Annotated in this window: 21 protein-coding genes and 1 pseudogene; 10 read left to right on the forward strand and 12 right to left on the reverse strand. The window is 60.1% G+C overall.

From position 1 onward, the window contains the following. Window positions 1-6 precede the first annotated feature (6 nt). Window positions 7-231 carry a hypothetical protein gene (locus HX814_RS12535; protein WP_003207405.1) on the reverse strand — a complete coding sequence of 75 codons (225 nt, stop codon included), beginning with the start codon at window positions 229-231 and terminating at the stop codon, window positions 7-9. Between the two features lie 197 nt (window positions 232-428). Here HX814_RS12535 and HX814_RS12540 point away from each other — a divergent pair, with 197 nt between their 5' ends. Further along, window positions 429-932, forward strand: a complete 504-nt coding sequence (locus tag HX814_RS12540; RefSeq protein WP_003207404.1) for a DUF4142 domain-containing protein — start codon at window positions 429-431, stop codon at window positions 930-932. A gap of 29 nt (window positions 933-961) precedes the next feature. After that, a complete protein-coding gene (locus HX814_RS12545; RefSeq protein WP_003207402.1) occupies window positions 962-1,522 on the forward strand; it encodes a type 1 glutamine amidotransferase domain-containing protein in 561 nt (186 codons plus the stop codon). Window positions 1,523-1,576: 54 nt separating this feature from the next. Here HX814_RS12545 and HX814_RS12550 read toward each other — a convergent pair whose 3' ends face one another. Beyond that, window positions 1,577-1,798: a PLD nuclease N-terminal domain-containing protein gene (locus tag HX814_RS12550; protein WP_003207401.1), complete on the reverse strand. Its 222-nt coding sequence runs from the start codon at window positions 1,796-1,798 to the stop codon at window positions 1,577-1,579. Between the two features lie 156 nt (window positions 1,799-1,954). Between HX814_RS12550 and HX814_RS12555 the strand changes: the two genes are divergently transcribed. From HX814_RS12555 to HX814_RS12570, 4 genes and pseudogenes are all read left to right on the forward strand, one after another. Continuing rightward, window positions 1,955-2,512 (forward strand): ATP-dependent Clp protease proteolytic subunit, encoded by a 558-nt coding sequence (locus HX814_RS12555; RefSeq protein ID WP_008435011.1) that lies wholly within the window; start codon window positions 1,955-1,957, stop codon window positions 2,510-2,512. Window positions 2,513-2,702: 190 nt separating this feature from the next. Then, entirely contained in the window at window positions 2,703-3,179 is a 477-nt protein-coding gene (locus HX814_RS12560; RefSeq protein ID WP_003207398.1) for a hemerythrin domain-containing protein, read from the forward strand. 170 nt (window positions 3,180-3,349) lie between these two features. Then, window positions 3,350-3,460, forward strand: a pseudogene (locus HX814_RS31680) (general stress protein); the annotation flags it as partial. A 66-nt stretch (window positions 3,461-3,526) separates the two neighbouring features. Beyond that, window positions 3,527-3,847 (forward strand): hypothetical protein, encoded by a 321-nt coding sequence (locus HX814_RS12570; protein ID WP_177008588.1) that lies wholly within the window; start codon window positions 3,527-3,529, stop codon window positions 3,845-3,847. 235 nt (window positions 3,848-4,082) lie between these two features. On the opposite strand, the gene HX814_RS12575 is transcribed toward HX814_RS12570, so the two are convergent. Further along, the gene (locus HX814_RS12575; protein WP_256343955.1) at window positions 4,083-5,051 is read right to left on the reverse strand and encodes a lysozyme inhibitor LprI family protein; all 969 of its coding nucleotides are present in this window, start codon (window positions 5,049-5,051) and stop codon (window positions 4,083-4,085) included. A 78-nt stretch (window positions 5,052-5,129) separates the two neighbouring features. Then, the gene (locus HX814_RS12580; protein WP_177008589.1) at window positions 5,130-6,188 is read right to left on the reverse strand and encodes a YhcG family protein; all 1,059 of its coding nucleotides are present in this window, start codon (window positions 6,186-6,188) and stop codon (window positions 5,130-5,132) included. Between the two features lie 181 nt (window positions 6,189-6,369). Between HX814_RS12580 and HX814_RS12585 the strand changes: the two genes are divergently transcribed. Continuing rightward, window positions 6,370-7,026: a metalloregulator ArsR/SmtB family transcription factor gene (locus HX814_RS12585; protein ID WP_003207391.1), complete on the forward strand. Its 657-nt coding sequence runs from the start codon at window positions 6,370-6,372 to the stop codon at window positions 7,024-7,026. A 261-nt stretch (window positions 7,027-7,287) separates the two neighbouring features. On the opposite strand, the gene HX814_RS12590 is transcribed toward HX814_RS12585, so the two are convergent. Further along, window positions 7,288-8,304 carry a hypothetical protein gene (locus tag HX814_RS12590; protein ID WP_177008590.1) on the reverse strand — a complete coding sequence of 339 codons (1,017 nt, stop codon included), beginning with the start codon at window positions 8,302-8,304 and terminating at the stop codon, window positions 7,288-7,290. A gap of 94 nt (window positions 8,305-8,398) precedes the next feature. After that, window positions 8,399-9,304 (reverse strand): LysR family transcriptional regulator, encoded by a 906-nt coding sequence (locus tag HX814_RS12595; protein WP_003207388.1) that lies wholly within the window; start codon window positions 9,302-9,304, stop codon window positions 8,399-8,401. A gap of 208 nt (window positions 9,305-9,512) precedes the next feature. On the opposite strand from HX814_RS12595, the gene HX814_RS12600 reads away from it, so the two are divergent. Further along, complete coding sequence (locus tag HX814_RS12600) at window positions 9,513-10,241, forward strand: helix-turn-helix domain-containing protein (RefSeq protein ID WP_177008591.1); 729 nt, start codon at window positions 9,513-9,515, stop codon at window positions 10,239-10,241. Window positions 10,242-10,247: 6 nt separating this feature from the next. On the opposite strand, the gene HX814_RS12605 is transcribed toward HX814_RS12600, so the two are convergent. The 3 genes from HX814_RS12605 to HX814_RS12615 form a co-directional block, all read right to left on the reverse strand. Then, window positions 10,248-11,564, reverse strand: a complete 1,317-nt coding sequence (locus HX814_RS12605) for an OprD family outer membrane porin (RefSeq protein WP_177008592.1) — start codon at window positions 11,562-11,564, stop codon at window positions 10,248-10,250. A gap of 238 nt (window positions 11,565-11,802) precedes the next feature. Beyond that, window positions 11,803-12,306 carry a FadR/GntR family transcriptional regulator gene (locus HX814_RS12610; RefSeq protein WP_003207381.1) on the reverse strand — a complete coding sequence of 168 codons (504 nt, stop codon included), beginning with the start codon at window positions 12,304-12,306 and terminating at the stop codon, window positions 11,803-11,805. Between the two features lie 73 nt (window positions 12,307-12,379). Beyond that, window positions 12,380-14,512 carry an FUSC family protein gene (locus HX814_RS12615; RefSeq protein ID WP_087692419.1) on the reverse strand — a complete coding sequence of 711 codons (2,133 nt, stop codon included), beginning with the start codon at window positions 14,510-14,512 and terminating at the stop codon, window positions 12,380-12,382. A gap of 254 nt (window positions 14,513-14,766) precedes the next feature. On the opposite strand from HX814_RS12615, the gene HX814_RS12620 reads away from it, so the two are divergent. Next, entirely contained in the window at window positions 14,767-15,708 is a 942-nt protein-coding gene (locus HX814_RS12620) for a LysR family transcriptional regulator (protein WP_177008593.1), read from the forward strand. A 6-nt stretch (window positions 15,709-15,714) separates the two neighbouring features. Here HX814_RS12620 and ispC read toward each other — a convergent pair whose 3' ends face one another. Then, complete coding sequence (gene ispC / locus HX814_RS12625) at window positions 15,715-16,956, reverse strand: 1-deoxy-D-xylulose-5-phosphate reductoisomerase (protein WP_177008594.1); 1,242 nt, start codon at window positions 16,954-16,956, stop codon at window positions 15,715-15,717. Between the two features lie 282 nt (window positions 16,957-17,238). Here ispC and HX814_RS12630 point away from each other — a divergent pair, with 282 nt between their 5' ends. Beyond that, a complete protein-coding gene (locus tag HX814_RS12630) occupies window positions 17,239-17,982 on the forward strand; it encodes an SDR family NAD(P)-dependent oxidoreductase (RefSeq protein ID WP_177008595.1) in 744 nt (247 codons plus the stop codon). 16 nt (window positions 17,983-17,998) lie between these two features. Here HX814_RS12630 and HX814_RS12635 read toward each other — a convergent pair whose 3' ends face one another. Next, complete coding sequence (locus HX814_RS12635) at window positions 17,999-19,165, reverse strand: MFS transporter (protein WP_003207370.1); 1,167 nt, start codon at window positions 19,163-19,165, stop codon at window positions 17,999-18,001. Continuing rightward, window positions 19,162-20,184 (reverse strand): NAD(P)-dependent alcohol dehydrogenase, encoded by a 1,023-nt coding sequence (locus HX814_RS12640; protein WP_003207368.1) that lies wholly within the window; start codon window positions 20,182-20,184, stop codon window positions 19,162-19,164. The genes HX814_RS12635 and HX814_RS12640 overlap by 4 nt, the downstream gene beginning before the upstream one ends. Window positions 20,185-20,225: the final 41 nt, after the last annotated feature.

A 20,225-nucleotide genomic window follows, 5' to 3' on the forward strand; every position in this document is an offset into this window, starting at 1 on the left:
CGTTCTTCACTGACCCAGCTTGCGCTCGGCCTTGGCGGCTTGCTCGTTGATCTGCTCGGTTTGCCGTTGTGTGTCCTTGATGGACGTCGGCGTGATCACCTTATCGATGGTTTCTGTCTTGGGATTGGGACGCTGTAAAGAGCTATCCTGGTCGGCAGCCTGGCGACCTTTCTGCGCCTGTTCAGAGCTGATCGCATCAGGGGTTTTGTCGGCGGTTTTTTCAGTGCCCATGGGGATTCTCCTGCGGTTCAAAGGTCAGGCTCCAGCGCGGAGCCGTTATGCAGCAGAGCCCAAGGTTTTTCGATAGTTCAAGGAAATTGCCTCGGGTGCATGCGCCGAAAAATGGGGCAAATTAATTTAAACCTTTTGCGCTGCCCCCCCCTCAACAGTCAGGTAACGGCATCGCGCCACTCTTCAGGAGAAGCATCATGAAGCACTTGCTGATGAAACAAATGGGACTGACCTTCGCGCTGGCCGCGGGCTCGATGGGTGTGGCCATGGCCGCCACTTCCAATGACTTCGTTGACGCCGCAGCCCAGGGCGGCATCACCGAAGTAGAAGCCGGCAAACTGGCGCTGGAAAAGAGCGGTGCCGCTGATATCAAGGCGTTTGCCCAACACATGATCACCGACCACACCAAGGCCAACCAGGAGCTGACGGCCCTGGCGACGAAGCTCGACATCAAGGTGCCCGACGATGCCAGCCTCACCGACAAGGCCAAGAAAATGATCCTGGAAATCCGTGAAGAGTCCTTTGACAAGGCTTACGCCGACAACCAGGTAAAGGCCCACGAAGACACCGTGGCCCTGTTCAAAAAAGAAGCCGCCTCCTCGGATAACGCCGAACTGAAGGCTTTTGCCGAGAAGACCCTGCCGACTCTCGAAACCCATCTGAAGATGGCCAAGGAGTTGCAGTCCCAGCACGCCAATTAATCATTGACCCACTCAGGAGACACTCGACCATGAGTTCGCAACTGCACGGCAAGAAGATTCTGATCATCACCTCCAACACCGGTATCGAGCGCGACGAGTTGCTCAAGCCGCTGGAAGCCCTGCGTGGTTTCGGCGCCACGGTGACCCACGGTTCCAGCAAAGGTGGCAGCACCCAGACCTTTCTCAAGGACACCGAGAAAGACAGGACGGTAGAGTCCGACGCCAAGCTCTCGGACCTGCACGGCAGTGACTTCGATGCACTGGTCATCCCCGGGGGCACCGTCAATGCCGACACCTTGCGCCAGGACGCCGATGCACTGCGGCTGATCAACGACTTCGTCAAGGCCGGGAAAACCGTAGCCGCCATCTGCCATGGCCCTTGGGCCCTGATTGATGCCGGCGTGATCGGCGGCAAGACCCTCACCTCCTACAAAAGCGTGCGCACTGACCTGGTCAATGCCGGCGCAGCAAACTGGGTGGATACGCAGGTGAAGGAATGCCCGGCCAATGGCTGGACCCTGATAACCTCGCGCACGCCCGACGATTTGCCGGCGTTCAACGAGGCCATTGCCAAGACACTGGCGGCCTGACGCCCGCCAATGCAAACAGGCGCCCTCGGGCGCCTGTTTTTTTTCGATTCTGTCTTAGCCTTTGCCATGCTCAGTGGCATGTGTCGCCCGGTTCACACCCTTGGGTCCAAACAGCGCCCAGAGGATCAGCCCCAACAGCGGCATGAAGATCAGTACCACCAGCCATAAACCCTTGGTCTCCCAGCCACTGCCACTGCGCAGAACGCTGTTGATCGCCCACAGTTCCAGCAGCACCAGAATCACCGCCAAGCCAATCCAGACATATTCGATTTGCATGATTCATCCTCCTGAGGTCGTATGCGTTAGGTCAAGCAACGCGCCCGAGGGTTCATTAAAATTGCAACGGATGGCTCTCGCCCAACGGTTGCGGCACACGGGCCGTAACCTTCTAGACTCAAACGGACACTACCTTTTACCCCTTGGAGGCCCGGGATGACCGAGCACATCATCCACTTTCACTGCCAGATCGATCAGGGCACCACCGAGCGCTTTCGTGATTGCTGCCTGGACGCGATCGATCAAGGCGCCAGTTCGTTGCTGTTGAACCTGTCGACCACCGGCGGCAGCACCAATTTCGGTTTTACCCTCTACACCTTCCTCAAGTCCCTGCCGGTGCCGCTGTGTGCGATCAATGCGGGCAATATCGAGTCCATGGGCATCATCATGTTCCTGGCGGCAAACCGCCGGATCACCACGCCACACTCGCGCTTCCTGATCCATCCGATGAACTGGTATTTCAACCAGAACTCGGTAGACCACCAGCGCCTGCGGGAATACCTGTCGAGCCTGGACAACGACCTGGCGCGCTACGTGAAAATCTACGAACTGGAAACCGCCAGCGCCGAAACCCACCTGGATATTTTCAAGTGCCTCTCGGCCGAGGAAAAAGTCATCGCCGCCCACGAGTCACTGGCCTACGGGATTGCCCATGAGGTCGAGCAGATCGTGTTTGCCGACGACATCAAGCACTGGAAAGTCAGCGGCGGCTAGGCATTGTTTAATGCATGCAAGCCACCACTCGACCGTGCAACCTGCACGACCAGAGCCGCTTTTTATCACACATAACCTATTGTTTTATAAGCAGATAAATATTTTGTTCAACTTGGTACAACTCATGCTGTAGAGGTCTGCACAGGCGGGCAATTCGACCCGCCCTTTCGCTACCCGTGAGGTGTCACCCATGAATGCCATTGATCTTCTCAAGGCCGACCACGAACGCGTCAAAGCCATCCTGAACCAGCTCAGTGAATCGACCGAGCGCGGCGTAAAGAAGCGCACTGAGCTCCTGGCCAAGCTGGAAATGGAAATCAGCCTCCACACCCGCCTTGAGGAAGAAATCCTCTACCCGGCTTTTCGCAAGGCCGGCGGCAAGGATCAGGAAATCATGTACCACGAGGCCAAGGAAGAACATCGCACTGTCGACTCCCTCGTCCTTCCGGACCTGAAGCAGACTTCGCCCTCCACCACCGAGTTTTCCGGCCGGGTGAAAGTCGTCAAGGAACTGTTGGAGCACCATATCGAGGAAGAGGAAAGCGAGATGTTCCCACAGGCCAGGAAGCTGTTGGGCAAGGCCTTGCTGGAAGAGCTGGGCGCGGAGATGGAAGCGATGAAAGCCGCGCACAAGAAAGCGCCTGGCGTTAAGCCAATGGCGGCGTGATGTCCATTCGTCGCATGCCGGGAAACTTTTTCAAACTTTGATTTGGCTGCCGGCTTCCCAATTAGGCAACACCATTGATTCGCTCATCATTGAGGGTTTTGAAAATGGCTAACAGTGGAAAAACTACCCCAGGCGCTGGTCAAAAGGACCAGCAGGAAACCACCCGGAAAAGCGGCGGCCAGGGTTCAGGCGGCAATTTCGCCAATGACCGCGCAAAGGCGTCTGAGGCCGGTAAGAAAGGCGGGGCTCACAGCCACGCCCCAGGCTCCAAGAAGTCTTGATTGAGGCGTCGCCGAAGCCTGGATGTGCTCCGGGCTTCGGTCCCCATCGCCAAGAGGGATTGAGTCATGAAGACCAGCATTTCCCAAAGGATCGTACTTGTCGCCAGCCTGGCGCTCGTTCTGTATGCCCCCGCCTACGCAGCCTTCGGCGACAACACTGCCCCCGAGGCGCCCGCCCTGGGCGGCAACAGCGCTCCTGGCTCGGCACTGCCGCCCGGCACCTATCCCAGCAGCCCGTCCGGGGCTGACAGCAGTGGCAACAAGGACGCTGAAACGAAAGCACCTGCACCGTCTAAAACCGTGAAGAGCACGCGCCATAAAGGCACCTCGACCCAGCATCCCGGTACCAAGACCGGCAAAAAGGCCGTGCCAGAATCGGGCAGTTGACCGATTAGTTCTCGCTGGGGCCGCCGATAAAGTCCAGGCGCAGGTTCATCCACTGCCGAACGATTTCCCGGGCTGCTTGCCTGGCATCAGCAGCAGAGAAGCCGCGCTCGCGTTGCAGCCAGTCACTCGTCGCTTGCCGTGCGGGCTCAATGGCGGCCAGCGCTTGCTGGCGTTGCCTGGCAGGCCACTGTTTATCCGCGCCCCAGTTGCGCAGGGCTGATTCCGGGTCCTGGGACTACGCTGCGGTGCCTGGCTGGAGAAACAGCCGAGGCGAAGCGGTGGCCTTGAGGGAAAGCGTGTTCCAGTCGGCGTAGCTGGCAAAGCGGATGGTGCCTTCGTTCTGCGATGCAGTGGACAAAGGCGCGGTAAACGAATCGTCCAGCCGCTTCCAGGCCGGCTGTGCAAACAGATCACCCTGAGGGGCACAAATCGGCGCAAAGCTGTCGCGGGTGGAGCCGTACAACGACCCGAACGACTCATATGCAACCTCGCCCTGCCGGCTAAAAACGAAACAGTGCACATACGGGCGTTGGTCGGCGTACATCTCATACTGTTGGCGCTCGATCATCATGCGCAGCAAGGTCAACATCACCCGGTCACGGCTGACAGCAGGATCATTCTGCAGGTCCTGCCAGATCGACCAGGGAAAACTGTCTTCCTTGAGTGCTATGAGAACCTGCTTGCGATTCTCCTCTGCCTCATTCTCCGTAACGCCACTATCAGGTTCAAAACGCTGCAGGTAGACCAACCAGGCGGCGGCCAGATCGTTCATCGGGTAGCGCCGAAGCCCTTCTGCTGCCTGGGCCGGATGGTACGGAATACTGGCAATGATTGCGTCAAGGGCTGCGGTGTCTTTGTGAGTGATGGTTCCCACCTCGACCACTCTCTGGCTCAGTTGGGATTGCAGGCAGCCGGGCAATTGTTCGGGGGTACCGGCACACGCGTTGCGAGTCTGCAACCACGTGCGCTGGCCACGGCGCAATTCGTCGCGCTGGTCGGGTGCCAGTTTGGCCATTGCCTGGCTGTAGTACAGGCCCAGCGTAGTGTCGAGTTCGCTTAATTCAGGGCTGGCGCAAATAGCCTTTTCCACCGTGGTGGAGGCCTTTTTACAATCAAAGGACGCGCCACTGGCAGGCATCCCCGCGCCCATCAGCACGCCAGTGAGCAACAACATTGGATAGGCAGAATGAATACGGCGGGCCATGGCTTTCCTAGGGTGAGTTCCTTTCAAGGCGCTTATTGTGCCGACGCGATTGCCAATGTCCAGTCTGTCGGCACTGTCCTACGAAGCACTCGCCATGGAAGGGCGATCACTTGCCAGTTCTCGCTCAATCTGTTCGATGCTCGGCAAGCTGGTTTGCAGCTCTGCAGGCAGAGATTCCACCAGTTGATACTCGGCAACACCAATGGGGCGCGAACTGTCACGCAGGGCGTATTCGGCCACTACTTCGTTCTTGCTCTTGCACAGCAGCAGGCCGATGGTGGGGCTGTCCTGTGGGTGCTTGAGCTGGGCATCTACCGCCGCGAGGTAAAAGCCCAGCTGCCCCAGATGGTCGGGTTTGAATTTGCCGGCCTTGAGTTCGATCACCACGTAGCACCTCAGCTTGAGGTGATAAAACAGCAGGTCGACGAAAAACTCCTCGCCTCCCACGTCCAGCAACACCTGCCGACCCACGAAGGCAAAACCGGCGCCCAGCTCCAGCAGAAAATCGGTGACATGTTTGACCAGGGCGTTTTCGATTTCACGTTCCTGCGCGTCAAGGGTCAGGCCGAGGAAGTCGAAACGGTAAGGATCCTTAAGCGATTCGCGAGCCAGGTCGGATTGCGCCTTGGGTAGCAGCCCCTCGAAGTTGCTGACCGCATTGCCGCTGCGCTCCAGCAGGCGACCCTCGATTTGCATCACCAGGATGTTGCGCGACCAGTTGTGCTCGATGGCCTGGGCGGCGTACCAGCGGCGTGTTTCAGGACCGGGCAGCTTATCCAGCAGCGCCAGTTGGTGATACCACGGCAATTGTGCAAGCACCCCTTGCACAAACTCCCCGTCCGGCCACGCCTCCGCAAATGCGCGCATGTACTTCAGGTTACGCGGCGAGAAACCCTTCATTTCCGGAAACGCCGAACGCAAATCCTGCGCCAGCCGCTCAATCACCTTGCTCCCCCAGCCCTGCCGCGCTTGCCGGGTCAGAATATCCTGGCCGATTTGCCAGTACAGCAACACCAGCTCGCGGTTTACCGCCAGGGTAGCGCGTTGCTGGGCGGAGTGGATTCGCCCCTTGAGGTCGGTCAGCCAGTCGCTGTATCCCTCGGGTGGTGTGGTCAGGCTATCGGGGGTCTCACGCATTCCTTTCTCCCTCATGGGTTCGGCAGGCGGTCGATGGTAGCGAGGGGACAATCCGGAATGGGCCAGCAGAATGCTTTCGATACAAATCAACTGGAACCGTACCTTCAGGCGCATCAAGGGGTGCCTCAACATGCGTGCTGTGGTCAAATGAGCCGGTCACTTCCATGGTTATTCCCGATCTATGAACGCCACACCCACCGACGACAGCCAGGCATCCACCGGGGACCGCATCCTGTTCCTGCTCAAGACCCGTGGTCCGCTGAAAACCACGGACCTGGCTGCACTGCTGGAAATCACCTCCGAAGCCGCCCGCCAGCAAATCCAGAAGTTGCAGGTCGCGCAGTTGATCGTCGGTGTATCGGCCCCCATCTCGGGTGCCGGCCGGCCCTCGTTGAAGTGGACATTGACCGAAACCGCCCAAAGCAAATTCCCCGATTCCCACAGCGTACTGACGTTGCACCTGATCGAGTCCATTGAAGGAATTTTTGGCAGCGAAGGCGTGGAAAAAGTCATCGCCAGCATGGAAGCGACGGCCAGGCACGAATACACCCAGGCCTGCTCCGCCGCGTCGACCTTGCGGGAGAAAGTCGAGATCCTGGTACAGATTCGCGAACGCGCCGGGTACATGGCGCAGATGGAGCCGCTGGACGATGGCTGGCTGCTGGTGGAGAACCACTGCCCGATCTGCGTCGCCGCCCGTAAATGCCAAGGGTTCTGCCGCTCGGAACTGCAGATCTTCCAGGCAGCCCTGGGCGATGAGAATGTGGTGGAGCGGCGCGAGCATTTGATTTCCGGGGACCGGCGCTGCGCCTACAGCATCCAGCCCCGCCGCCTGTAAGAAAGAGGCTGCGATGGGCTGCGCAGCAACCGTAATTCCAGCGCCGCAGTGTCCCGGATACACCAACGGTTCAGGATTCACGAGCGCTGCGCAGTCCATCGCAGCCTAAGCCTCACGCCGTACTCAAGCCCATTGCAGGAAGGACAGATTCCGGAGTAGTGGCGCAATGCCCATCAACCATATAACCAAGCAAGATCTTTGATAATACGTTGAGTGCTTTGAATTACACAAGCCAATACTTTTTACGGTGCCGTAAACAGCCTAAACCCTGACCCCCAGCATGCCGCTGGTAATGATGATCGTGACTATGGCGCCCATGCCAATCACCAGCCAGGTCAACAGCGAACTGCGTGACTCGCTGACATTGTGATTACGCAATACACCTCGCAAACCACAACCCAGATGCCCAATCAGCAGGAACACCGCCAGCGAGTAATGCGGCAGCAGCCGAATGCTCCATGGATCCGCCAATAACCCTACGGGCTCGGCCACGGCCCAGGCGTAATCGGTGTCGGTGCCGAAGTAACGCGCCAGGGTAAACACCGAGTTGATATGGGACGCGATAAACAGCGAGAGATAGGCGCCGGAGGCGGTTTGTAACGCGTCCAGCAGGTCGGCACGCGTGACGGTCTTCGGGCGAATCAACACCAGCCCGCTGAGAATCTGAAAGAAAAACGTGACAATGATCACCGGCTCCAGCCAGCCATTGCGATACACCCGTCGCAGCACGTCCATCACCGACTTATGCACATCGGTACCCAGTACACCCAGGAGGTGGTTGAACAGGTGCGGCGCGAGAAACACCAACAGGATCGCCACCGAGGCGATGCCGTGGGCGACACGCAGCTTGATATAGGTCTTGTCCAAGGTCACCAAGCTGATGCTCGGGCCCGTTGACGACACCATCGCAAAAAAGCCCGCCAGCGCCAGCCACAGCCCGCTCCATACCGCGATGTCGTGGCCCTCGATTTTCATCAGGTACAGCAAGACGCCCATAAGCGTGTACGCAGGAGGCGCAGCCACCGCCAGGCACGACAAGCGTCGCGCCAGGACCAGGCGTGCGCTCATGACCGGTTGAACACCGGTGACATACACACAGGCAAACGCCAACAGCGGCACCGCATAGGCACTCAGGATCAGCGCCAGGACGACCGGGGTGCCGGCGCCTGCCACATGCGCCTGGTTACTCCACGCCAGCGCCCACGGATAATACAGCGCCGCGGCGAACGGCAGCAGCCACAGCCATTCCAGCCAGGGTTTGATAGCTTTGCTTAACATATTGATTTCCCGGTGATAAATATCACCCGGATAGTGCCCAGCCATCGCCACCCGCGACAATTAGGCACCCAGGCAAAAGCCTTTTACCCAATGGTCATGCCTGGAAGGCTTGCACCATGTAGTCGACGAACAGCTTGACTCGCAGCGGTATCTTGTCGCGCTGCCGATAGCAGATGTAATGCCCCCTGCCCCGCGCCTGCGCCGCATAACCCGGCAGCAAAACGATCAAACGCTGTTGCGCGATCCAGTGCTGCGCCTGATAGCCGGCCAGCTGTGCCACACCACCGCCGGCTACGGCCGCGAGCGCCACTAGCTCCGGGTCATTGAACAACTGGCTGTAAGGCAACGGCAGCCGTATGAACTGCCCGTCGACTTCAAACTCCCACACATGCGGCTTGCCCGACTGCGCCAGGCGAAAGGCGATAGTCTTGTGCGCCGCAAGGTCTTCCAGGGTCTGCGGGTAACCGGCTGAGTGCAGGTACTCAGGCGCGGCGCAGGTGACGAAACTCATCGGCGCCAGTTGCCTGGCGATCACATCGGCGTCCTCCAGCCGCCCGTTGCGAATCGCGACATCCACGCGACCTTCGGCGAAATCCACATGGCGATCATTCAGATCAAATTCGAGGGTGATGTCCGGGTGGGACTTACAGAACCCAGGCAACAGCGGCGCAATGCACTTGCGCCCAAAACCCACGGTAGAGCTTACGCGCACTACGCCGGACGGCGACTGGGTAGCGTGTTTCAGCGCTTCGGTCGTGCGCAACAGATGCTCGACACTGGGCAGGCACTCTTGAAAAAACCGGCGCCCTTCCTGCGTGACCGCTACGCTGTGGGTCGTGCGTTCCAGCAGCTTGATCGCCAGTTGGGTTTCCAGGCGGGTAATGCTGCGACTCACCGAAGGCACTGAAATGCCCAGGTCGCGTGCTGCCTCGCTGAAGCTTTCGCTGGCCGCGACTTTCATGAAGGCGATGACGCCGGCGAAGTTTTTTCCGATGGACATCGGTGAGGTTTCCTTGAAGGGCGCACGCCAAAAGCATCGACAGTACCCAACCGCAAACCCAAGCGCCCTAGCCAATCCGACGGTTTTTCGGTAGGCCAAACTGCGGCTTTACAGCCCTTTTGATCTGGCACAAAATCCCTCCTTATCTAGAAAATATCGGGATCGCGCCATGCTTGAACACCCATCGATTAAGTTTGGCGCGGCCCCCGTGCAAGGTTTGGTCCGGGAGTATTTGCCCGGCTTGCGTGAACCTCACGTTCACCCGGAACACGCGCAAATCATGTACGCCATCAAAGGTTCGATGACGGTACTGACGGCCGAAGGCATCTGGGTTCTGCCACCGCAGCGGGCGCTCTGGATTCCGCCAGGTGTCAGCCACACCTTCAAGCATTCGCGTCAGGTGTCGATGCGTACCGTATATGTGCGTCAGGGCGCGGCCAGCATTCCACCGTGGGCCCGCTGCGCAGTGTTAAATGTCGGGACGCTGGTGCGCGAGCTGATCCTGGCCTGCGCGCAACTGCCAGGCGAGTACCTCGAGCACAGCCGCGAAAGCCGCCTGGGCACCGTGCTGCTGGACCACCTGGCATTGCTTGAGCAAGACGCCTTTTACCTGCCTGAACCCTCGGATAAACGCGCGGTGCGCGCCGCCAACCTGATCAAGCAAAACCCCAACGACACTCGGCCGCTCAAGGAAATCGCCTTCGAGGTAGGCGCCAGTGCACGCACCCTGGAGCGGCTGTTTGCTGCCCAGACCCGCATGGGCTTCGGCGCCTGGCGCCAACGCTTGCGGATGATGGTGGCCCTGGAAAACCTCGCGGCGGGGGAAAGCGTCAGCAGCACCGCCGCCGCGATTGGCTACGAAAGCTCCAGCAGCTTTATCGCCGTGTTCCGCTCGGTGTTCGGTTGCAGCCCGGCCAGGTATTTCGCCCAGCGTTGAGCCGGCCTACAGCAAGGGAATGCTGTAGCTGACCATCAACCGGGCTTCGTCTTTGTCAGCGCTGTCATTACCCCGCAGCACCGCACCACGCCACATGAACCCAAGCCCCTTGAAGGTGCCGGCAGGAATCACATAGTCAACCCGCACGTCCCGCTCCCACTCGGTATTGTCACGACCTGCCGTGCGGATGTGGCTGCCATGTATGTAGGTGACGCTGGTCTTCAGCCCCGCCACGCCTAGGTTCGCAAAATCATAGGCATAGCTGGCCACCGTGGCCTGTTCCCCGGCGTTGACGAACTTCAACGACTGGGAGTTGGTGATCAAATACACCGAGCGGCCCTGCCCCTGGTTGATATGGGGGAAGTCACTTTCGCCCGTGGTTTTCTGATACCCCAGGCTCACCGAATGGCCTTGCAGCGAATAAGTAAACAAGGCACTCCACAGGTTATTGTCGACCTTGCCATTGTTGACGCCCGGCCCGTAGTAACCCGAGCTGACGTAGCCCTCGGCACGCCCCGCCGCACTGGAGTTCTTACCGTCCGAGGTACTGTGGAAGTAGCGCAGGTCACTCTTGAACTGGCCCACCGGCAACCGCCAGTTGTGCACCAGGCCGAAGAAGTGTTGCTGGTAAAAGTTTTCAAGATTCGCGTAGTAATACTGCAACTGCATCTGCTTGCTTACGGCGTAATCCACACCACCGTAGTAAAACTGATTGCTGGACGTGCCCTTGACCGGATCGTTTGCGCCAGCGATGGACAAGCCCTGGCCGTTGCTGGAGTTACGGTCAAGCACCTGCTCGATTTTGCCGGCGACGAGGTTGAAGTCTTTCAGGTCCTTGGAGTCCACCTGGTAGCCACGAAAAGTCTGGGGCAACAACCGGCCGTCTTCATACATCAGTACCGGCACCCGGGGCATCAGCGTGCCCACTTTCAGTTGGGTCTGGGAGATGCGCACTTTGCCGGTGACCCCGGTCTTGCTGAAATCATTGGCAGCCTTGCCATCAGACAGCGGGAAGACGCTACCGGGTGTGTTGTCCTCCCCCACCTTGCCGGCACGCCCTGACGCATCCAGCCGTACGCCGTACAGCTCTTGCAGATCCAACCCCAGGCCCACCACCCCCTCGGTGAAACCGGACTGATAATTGAACATGAAGGCCTGGCCCCATTCCCGGTCCGAGGCCCCCTTGGCATTGCGCGTGTCCTGGTTGAGATAGAAGTTGCGCAGGTCCAGGGTCGCTTTACTGTCGTCGATAAAACCCGATGCAGCCGCCTGCTGTACAACGCCGAAAGAAACGGCCAGGGCCAGGTAAGTCTTGTGGTTCATGAAGGCTCCGAACAGTGAACACGACTGTCCCGTCGACCCAGTGATGGCAGCCGTTTTTTATTGTGTGTTGCAGTGTTTTCATTCGACGGGAGGCGCGCACGATATAGGCCTGGCGGTTGTGAAAACAGCCGCCAAAACGGGCATTCACTTTTCCAGTTTTTGTAACAATGAGGACGACGCGCAGGCGTCTGGAACGGGCTTTCCACGAGGGTCTTAAGTCAACTGCGAGTACAACGACTCACGCTGCAGTGCCGTCTCGCTCCGACAGCCAGCGGAGCTTTTCCAGCATGGGATCGAACATCGCGCGTACCGCCTCGACTGCCGCGTCTTCATCGCCAAAGATAATCGCCTGGACGACTTGCGCATGGGCTTCAAGCCCCGGCTCATACAACTCGTTGTCGGCAAAAATCGCCAGATACTGGCTGTGGAACGAAGAGCTGAATGCGCGGTACATCGACTGCAAGACCACGTTGTGGGAAGCCACGGCCACCGCACCGTGCAAGGCCTGGTCGCGGTCGACGAAATCGTCGAGTTGATCCCCGAGGTTATATTCGCCACGCCGCGCCAGGGCGTGCCACAACCGGCGGATATCCTCCAGGGTGCGACGGCGCGCAGCGAGTCGGGCGGTTTCGACTTCCAGCAGGTACTGGGCCTCCAGGTGGTCGCGGATCGCGCTACGTTGTTCACGAATGCCATCGATGATCGAGGCGACCCAGGCGTGATTGCAAAGACCGGCGTACATGGGCCACTCCTGAAAGATCATGCCCCTCGAGTATGGAGATTTATGCTCACCCAGACTCCTTCCGGCCCGCCAACTAGTCGCTCGATTGCGCCACTTTTTCTCCCGGCTGGTTGTAGTGGACCAGCGGCGATTGCGGGTCGAGCAGCGAGGTGCGGATGAAGTGCAGGTAGCTTTCCACCCGTCTCAGGGCTGAAGTCTCAAAGTTCCCGGCGAATGGCTCATCGGTCTGTTGCACGCACTCAATGGCGTGCTCGACAGCCTCCAGCGCGCGCTGCAAATAACCGGGCCCAGGCTTGACGAACAACCGCACCAGTGCGCGACCCATTGCCCGGATGGCGAGGCGCCAGGGCATGCTCTCGGCGTAACAGGCCTGCGCCGGCAACCGGGCCTGCTCGCGGCGCAACTCGATGATCGCGTGCCCCACGTCCAGTACCACGAACGTCCAGCGCAGCAGGCGATGCTGCACCGATGCCCTGCCCGCCGCAAAGTTGTAGGCCTGGTTGAGCAGGTCGCGGGTGCCGCTTTCGAAACCGGAGCCCAGCGCCGGCAACGGCGCGCTGATGGCAACCACCACCTGGCGGCGCAGATCCTGTTCCAGCCGGCGCCACAGCCAAGGGCTGTTGGGTGGCAGGATAATCGCCCCCGCCGCGGCGCACACCAACATGCCAAACACCATGGCGAGATAGTCATTGATCAGCCCGTAGGGGTTGTACAGCGTCAGGTTGGCAGGCACTGAGCTGGTGCCGAAAAACACCAGCATGCCCAGGCCATAGCCGGCCAATTGCGGCCTCGCCAGCCAGAACGAACCCAGTACGATCACCGGCGCCATGACCACGCACAGCAACGGAAAACCGTCGATCATCGGGTACACGAAAAACACTTCGAAAATGCCAATCACCGCTGCCAGTAGCGTACCGCAGGCGATTTGAAACGACATGCGCCTGGGGTTGGCAGAGAACGCCGACAGGCCTACGGTCAGCGCCGACACCAGGGTCATGGCCGCGCCGCTGGGCCAACTGGTGGCAATCCACAACGTACTGAGCACCAGTAACACCACCGCGGCGCGCAACCCGGCCGCAAGGGTCGCCAGCCAGTTGGTCCGAGGTTGAAACGGTTCGTTCCATTGCTCTCGCACATGGTTGTGATCGGCGAGGGACGCATGCGTCTGGGCGTAGCTGTGCAACTCGTCGACAAAGCGGTAGAGCAGTTCATACGCGGTGTGAAAGTCCAGCAGGTCATCGGCTACGGGAGCGGTATGTTGCAACGCCGCACGAAGGCGCCGGACCCGGTCTGGCAAGCCGGCTTTGTAGACTTTCAGTTCGGTGGACAGCACGGCCGCGTCACGGTCCGTCAATGGGTGCCCGGCGAAGGGTTTGAGCAGCTCGGCCAACGCGATCAACCCCGGATCGACGGCCTGGACCACCTCCACGCCACCGCGCAGGCGAACCCGTTCAAGCAGTTGATGCAGCGCATTGAAACGCGTGGTGATCGCCATGAACTCGCTGTTGAGGCGGTTGATTCGCCCATTGCGCTGGCGCATGTAAGGGTCTTCGAACACGCTGACGCTGCGCATTACTTCCAGGCCAACGGCCTCGGCGATAAACCCCAGGTTGGCGCTCTCGAAGGCCGCCTGGTCACCGGTATCACGCAGGCGCTGCCGCACAAATCCGGCAAAGCGGCCAAAGCGTTGGTACAACGTGTTGCGCATCGCCACGCTGGAGGTTTTAGGCAATACGGTGGCGCTGATCAGCGTCGCGCAGACGATCCCCAAGGTGATCTCCAGCACTCGCCAGACGGCCGCCATGAATACCTGCTGCGGATGGCCCACCACGGGAAGCCCGACCATCACCGCCGTGTAGCCGGCGAGCACAAATCCATAGGCGCGGAAGTTGCGATTGCGCGCGGCACCACCGGAACACAACCCCACCCACAATGCCAGGCCCGCGAGAAACAGCTCGGTGCTCTGGGCAAACAGGGCCATCAACAGCACCATGAACGATGAGCCCACCAACGTGCCGATGAAGCGATAGATACTCTTGGCGAGGACGTGCCCGCTGTGGGGCTGCATCACGATAAACACAGTGGTGATCGCGGTGCTCGGTTGTGGCAGTTCCAGGCGCATCGCCAGCCACAGGGTCAGGTACGAGGCGATCAATACCTTGCCCAGGTAGATCCACATCACCCCATCGCTGCGGGCCCACTCCATGAAGCCCCGGCGCCAGGGCAGCGACACCAGCCAGCGGCCCGCTCTACCGGCGATATTGAAACGACGAACAGTGAGTCGAGGCACGCGACCTTCCGGCTGACGGGAAATGGGGCGGCGACTCTAGGGGCTTCCATGCGCCCCGGTAAGTCATCAGAAACGTGAATGACTGTTACGTAAAAATCCACAATAAATAGCGTTTACAGCCGTGGATGAGTTCATGCCACACTAAAAAACGTTCCACCTGGAGAGCATCGATGGACATCCTGCAGAACATGCGCATCTTCCGCTGCGTTGCCGAAGTCGGCAGTTTTACTGGCGCGGCAGTGCAGTTGAATAGCAACACCACCCATATTTCGCGCTCCATTTCCAACCTTGAAACCCACCTGCGAACCCGCCTGTTCAACCGCACCACACGCCGTACCGCACTGACCGAATCCGGCAAACGCTACCTGTTGCGTTGCGAGCAAATCCTGCGCTCCGTCGAGGAAGCGGAGCTGGAAGCCGGCGACGCCCACACACGCCCTACCGGCCAGTTGAAAGTGCACTCGATGACAGGCATCGGCCAGCACTACGTGGTGGACGCCATCGCACGCTACCGCAAGAACTACCCCGACGTGACGTTCAACCTGAGCATGAGCAACCGCACGCCGAACCTGGTCAACGAAGGGTTCGACGTGTCGATTGTGTTGGCCATTGACCTGCCCGATTCCAGCCACGTTTCACAGAAACTGGGCACGACCTACAGCATCGTCTGCGCCTCACCGTCCTACATAAAAAACCATGGTGCCGCGCAAACGCCGCAAGACCTGCTCAGCCACGCCTGCCTGCGGCTGGTCAGCCCGGTGATCCCGCTGGAAGACTGGACGTTCGACGGCCCCCGTGGCCAGGAGAGCGTCACCATCAGCAGCTCGCCGTTCCTGGTGGACTCGGTCGACGCCATGAAGACCGCCATCAGCAACGACATGGGCGTGGGCATCCTGCCGGTGCATGCGGCAATCAAGGGGCTGCGCAGCGGCACTCTGGTGCGAGTCCTGCCCGAGTACCGCCTGGAAGAACTGAGCCTGTACGCCATCTACCCTTCCCGGCACTACCTGGATGCAAAAATCAAAACCTGGGTGGAGTACCTGCGCAGTTCACTCCCGGAAGTGCTGGCCGACCATAAGGCTGTGCTGAAGATTCGCGACCGGGTCAGCTAAGGCTGATCATCGCTGATAGTGCTGATTCAGCCATCCGAGTGCCCACCGGCGGGCACTGGCGTCGGCCTCCATGACGCCATACAGGTCCGTCACCGCCACCACCGGCTCCTTGTCCAGCACATGCCGGATGCACTCGGCGATCTGCATGAAGCCGATGCGTCCGTCCAGAAAGGCCTGCACCGCGACTTCATTGGCCGCATTGAGCGACGCCGGTGCCGTGCCGCCCACATCCGCCACCTCGCGCGCCAGGGCCAGGCAAGGAAAGCGCTTCTCGTCCGGTACTTCGAAATCCAGCCGGGCCACCTTGAACAAATCCAGTGGTTCAACCCCTGAATCGATCCGTTGCGGCCAGGCCAGGGCATGGCTGATGGGCGTGCGCATGTCCGGGTTCCCCAACTGCGCGAGCATTGAGCCGTCGACGTAATCCACCAGCGAATGGACGACGCTTTGCGGATGGATCACTACCTCGACCTGGGACGGCCTGGCGCCGAATAACCAACAGGCCTCGATCAGTTCGAGTCCCTTGTTCATCAGGGTTGCCGAGTCCACCGAAATCTTGCGGCCCATGGACCATTTCGGGTGAGCGCAGGCTTGGTCCGGCGTTACGTTGTGCAGTTGCGCCATCGGCGTTTGGCGAAACGGCCCGCCGGAGCCAGTCAACAGAATGCGCCGCACGCCCGCGTGGGCCAGGCCGTGTTGAGCATGGGACGGCAGGCACTGAAAGATTGCGTTGTGCTCGCTGTCCAGCGGTAACAGCACCGCCCCACTGCTGCGCACCGCCTGCATGAACAACGCACCGGACATCACCAGTGCCTCTTTGTTGGCCAGGAGGATTTTCTTGCCGGCCTCGACGGCGGCCATCGTTGCATTCAAGCCCGCCGCACCGACGATAGCGGCCACCACCGTGTCCACATCCCGGTGACCGGCGACGAATTTCAGACCGCTTTCGCCGCCCACTACCTGAGTCTGAGAGCCCTCCTCCAACAGTTGCTTCTGCAGCGTCGCCACGGATTGCGGCGTGGGCACCACGGCGTAGTCCGGACGGTGCAACAAGCATTGTTTTTTCAACAGCTCCAGTTGGGTGAACCCGCTGAGGGCGAAGACTTTATAGCGCTCGGGGTGACGCGCGATAACGTCCAATACGTTGACGCCCACCGAACCGGTAGCGCCCAGCACGCTGATGGCTTGCAAGCGTTGACGGGTGGCGATCACCTGGCGAATGACTTTTTTGCGCGGAATAAGCGACATGACGTAATGAGCCTGACGTAGAGAAAACAGCCGCCATTAACCAAGGAAAGTGCCAGCGCCGTCATCGCGATAACGCCAACAACTATCGCAAAAAAGCCAAGCCTTCGATCAGCTCGAAAACGGGCCTTGGTCATAACGACTACAGCACGTCATAAGGACTACATAACACTCGTGTCATATCGACTACAAAAAATATATCCAACTGATTTATAGGAACTTTTCATATGGCATGAATCCTGATCAGTGCTGCGCGCCCCTTTGGCAATCTATAAAGAGAACCCCATGAACAATGACTTCAACCACCGCCTTGCCGTAGTGACCGGTGCCAGTTCAGGTATCGGCCTGGCTGTCACCTGCAAGCTGCTTGAACAAGGTGCGCAAGTGGTCGCCATGTCGCGACAGATTGGCGAATTGGGCGCATTGGCGGAGCGTTTTGACGAGCAGCTCTACTGGCTGGCGGGGGATGTCACCCAGGCTGCCGACCAGGCACGCCTGGCGCAGTTGACGGCGTCCATCGGACCGGTGGATTACCTCGTGCCCAATGCCGGGATCGCACAACTGGCCGATGGCCTGGACCTGGCCGCCTTTGACCGGCAATGGGCCGTCAATGGAGCCGCGGCTCTCAACACCCTCGGCAGCCTACGCGAGCAAATGGCCGCCCAGGCGTCGGTGGTATTTATCGGTACATTCCTGGAGCTGGCGACCTTCCCTGGGCTCGCCGCGTATATTGCTTCGAAGGCCGCCTTGCGGGCGCAAATGCGCACCCTGGCGGTGGAGCTGGCGCCCCATGGCATTCGTCTGAACATGGTATCGCCCGGCCCCACCGCCACGCCGATCTGGAGCACCTTGGGGCTCAGTGACGAAGCGTTGGGCGGCGTTGCCACCACAGTCAATCAGCGCCTGCTCAATGGGCAATTCCTGGAGCCGGGCGCTATTGCCGATGTGATCCTGTTCCAGTTGAGCCAGGGCGCACGCAGTGTGTTTGGCCAGGACTGGGTGGTCGACGGCGGCTACACCCTGCGTTGACCATGGCCCCGCAGGCCTAATGCGCAGCGCACAGGTCTGCGGGCAATGCCTTGGCGCCTCCGAACGCCAAGGCCTTCCACCCAATCACAAGCAATGACAGTGCGGCAAATATCAAGCCGCAGCCGATCACTCCGGTGGTGCCGAATGCATTGATAAACAGCCCGCCCACGGACGCCCCGATCACCACGCCGGCATTCGCCGAGGACACATACAGGCTGGTTGCGAACTCATGCGCCTCGGGCGCCGACGAGGTCAGCCAGACTTGCGTGACCACCAGCCCGCAGGTATGCGCAGCGCCCCACAGCAGCACAATCAAGCTCATCGACCACCACGACGGGCTGCCGAACGCGTACAAGACCACGTACGCCGCCGCCAGCACAATGGGGTACAGCACCACCGTCGCCACCATGCTTTTGCCCAATAACCGGCCCACCAACAGGTTGCCCGTGACACCGCCCACGCCGAAGATCACCAGCATGATGCTGATGGCCTGGCCATCCATGCCGGTCTGGGTCCTGAGGTACTCGGCGGCATAGCTGTAGACCGAAAACATCGTGGTGAACACCAGCACCGTCGCGATGATCGCCAGCCACACCGACAGGCTGCGCAGCACCGCCAGTTGCTTGCCGAAACTCAGCGGCATCGGGCGTTCATGATGGGGCAGTTTCAACAGCAGTCCGACACCTGCCAACCCCGTTGCCAAAGCGCAGAAGAAGAACGATGCCTCATAGGAAATACTCGCGCCCACCCATGTGGTCAGCGGCACCCCAAGCACCAGGCCCAAGGTGGTGCCCACCACGGCCAGGGCCGTGGCATGCGCCGCGCGGTCCTTGGGGTACAAGGACACCGCGGTGGAAAACGCAGCGGCAAAAAACACCGGGTGCAGCATCGCCGGAATTACCCGCAACGCCATCAAGGTTTCGAAGTTCGGCGCAAACGCCGACAGCACGCTGCACACGGAAAAACCAAAGAGCGCGCCCACCAGGATTTTCTTGCGCGCCAGGCGCGACGCCATCAGCACCAGGAAAGGCCCCAGCACCGCCACGATCAGCGCAAACAAGCCCATCAATAACCCGGCCTGAGACACGCTGATGCCGAAACGTTCGACGATCATCGGTAAAATACCGACCACACCAAACTCCAGGGTGTACAGGCCGAAAAGACCCAGAATGATGTAGATCACCGGCCGACCTCGATCACGATCTTGCCAAAGGCACCGCGCCCGAGATGAGCGAAGGCTTCGGGCACTTGCTCGAAGCCGTAGGTGTGATCGATTACCGGCTCGATGCCGTGGCGGTCGATCATGGCAATCAGATCTTCCAATGCGCGGCGCGGCCCCACGGAGATGCCGATGATGGAGGCCCGCTTGCCCAGCAAGGCCATGACCGGAGCATTCAATTGGTCACTCTCCAGCAGGCCGATCACCGAGATGCGCCCACCGTTGGCTACCGCGTGCAGGGAACGCGTGAGGTTGTCACCGCCGGCCATTTCCAGGATATGTTCGGCGCCACGCCCATCGGTCAGCGCTTGCACCGCCGTGTGCCATTCCGGTACCCGGCTGCGGTTGATGCCATGGGTGGCACCCAGCTCTATGGCACGCGCGATCTTTTCATCGCTGCTACTGGTGATGATAACGCGGGCACCATTGGCCGCAGCCAGTTGCACCGCAAACAACGAGACGCCACCGGTGCCCTGCACCACCACGGTATGGCCGGCGTGCAGGTGGCCCAGTTCGAACAGCGCCATCCACGCCGTCAAGGCGGCCACTGGCAAGGTGCTGGCCTGCCCTGCGGTGAGGCTGAGGGGCGCATGCACGCACCATTCGGCAGGTGTTGCCACGTACTCGGCGAGCATGCCGGGGAGCGGGCCACCCTGAGGCGGCGCTTCACTCCAGGACAGCGGAGCGCCATCGACCCATCCGGCAAAAAACGTCGACAGCAGCTTGTCGCCCACCTTGAAACGCGTAACGCCCTCGCCCACGGCGACCACCGTGCCCGCCATGTCGGAGGCCGGCGTGAATGGGAATGTGAGGTCGGCACCCATGCTGTTTTCGACCACTTCACCGTCGCGGTAATTGAGCGAGACGGCCTCGACGCGCACCAATACCTCCCCGGCCTTCGCGATGGGGCGTGGCACGTCGGCAAGGCGCAGTGTGTGCAGTCCCAATGCAGGTGTTTCCCAGCGTTTCATGGTGTCGGTCATCTTGGTATTCCTCGTGAATGGGCAATGCCACAAGGATATGG

The sequence above is a fragment of the Pseudomonas sp. C8002 genome (genome assembly GCF_013385765.1).
Taxonomy (GTDB): Bacteria; Pseudomonadota; Gammaproteobacteria; order Pseudomonadales; family Pseudomonadaceae; genus Aquipseudomonas.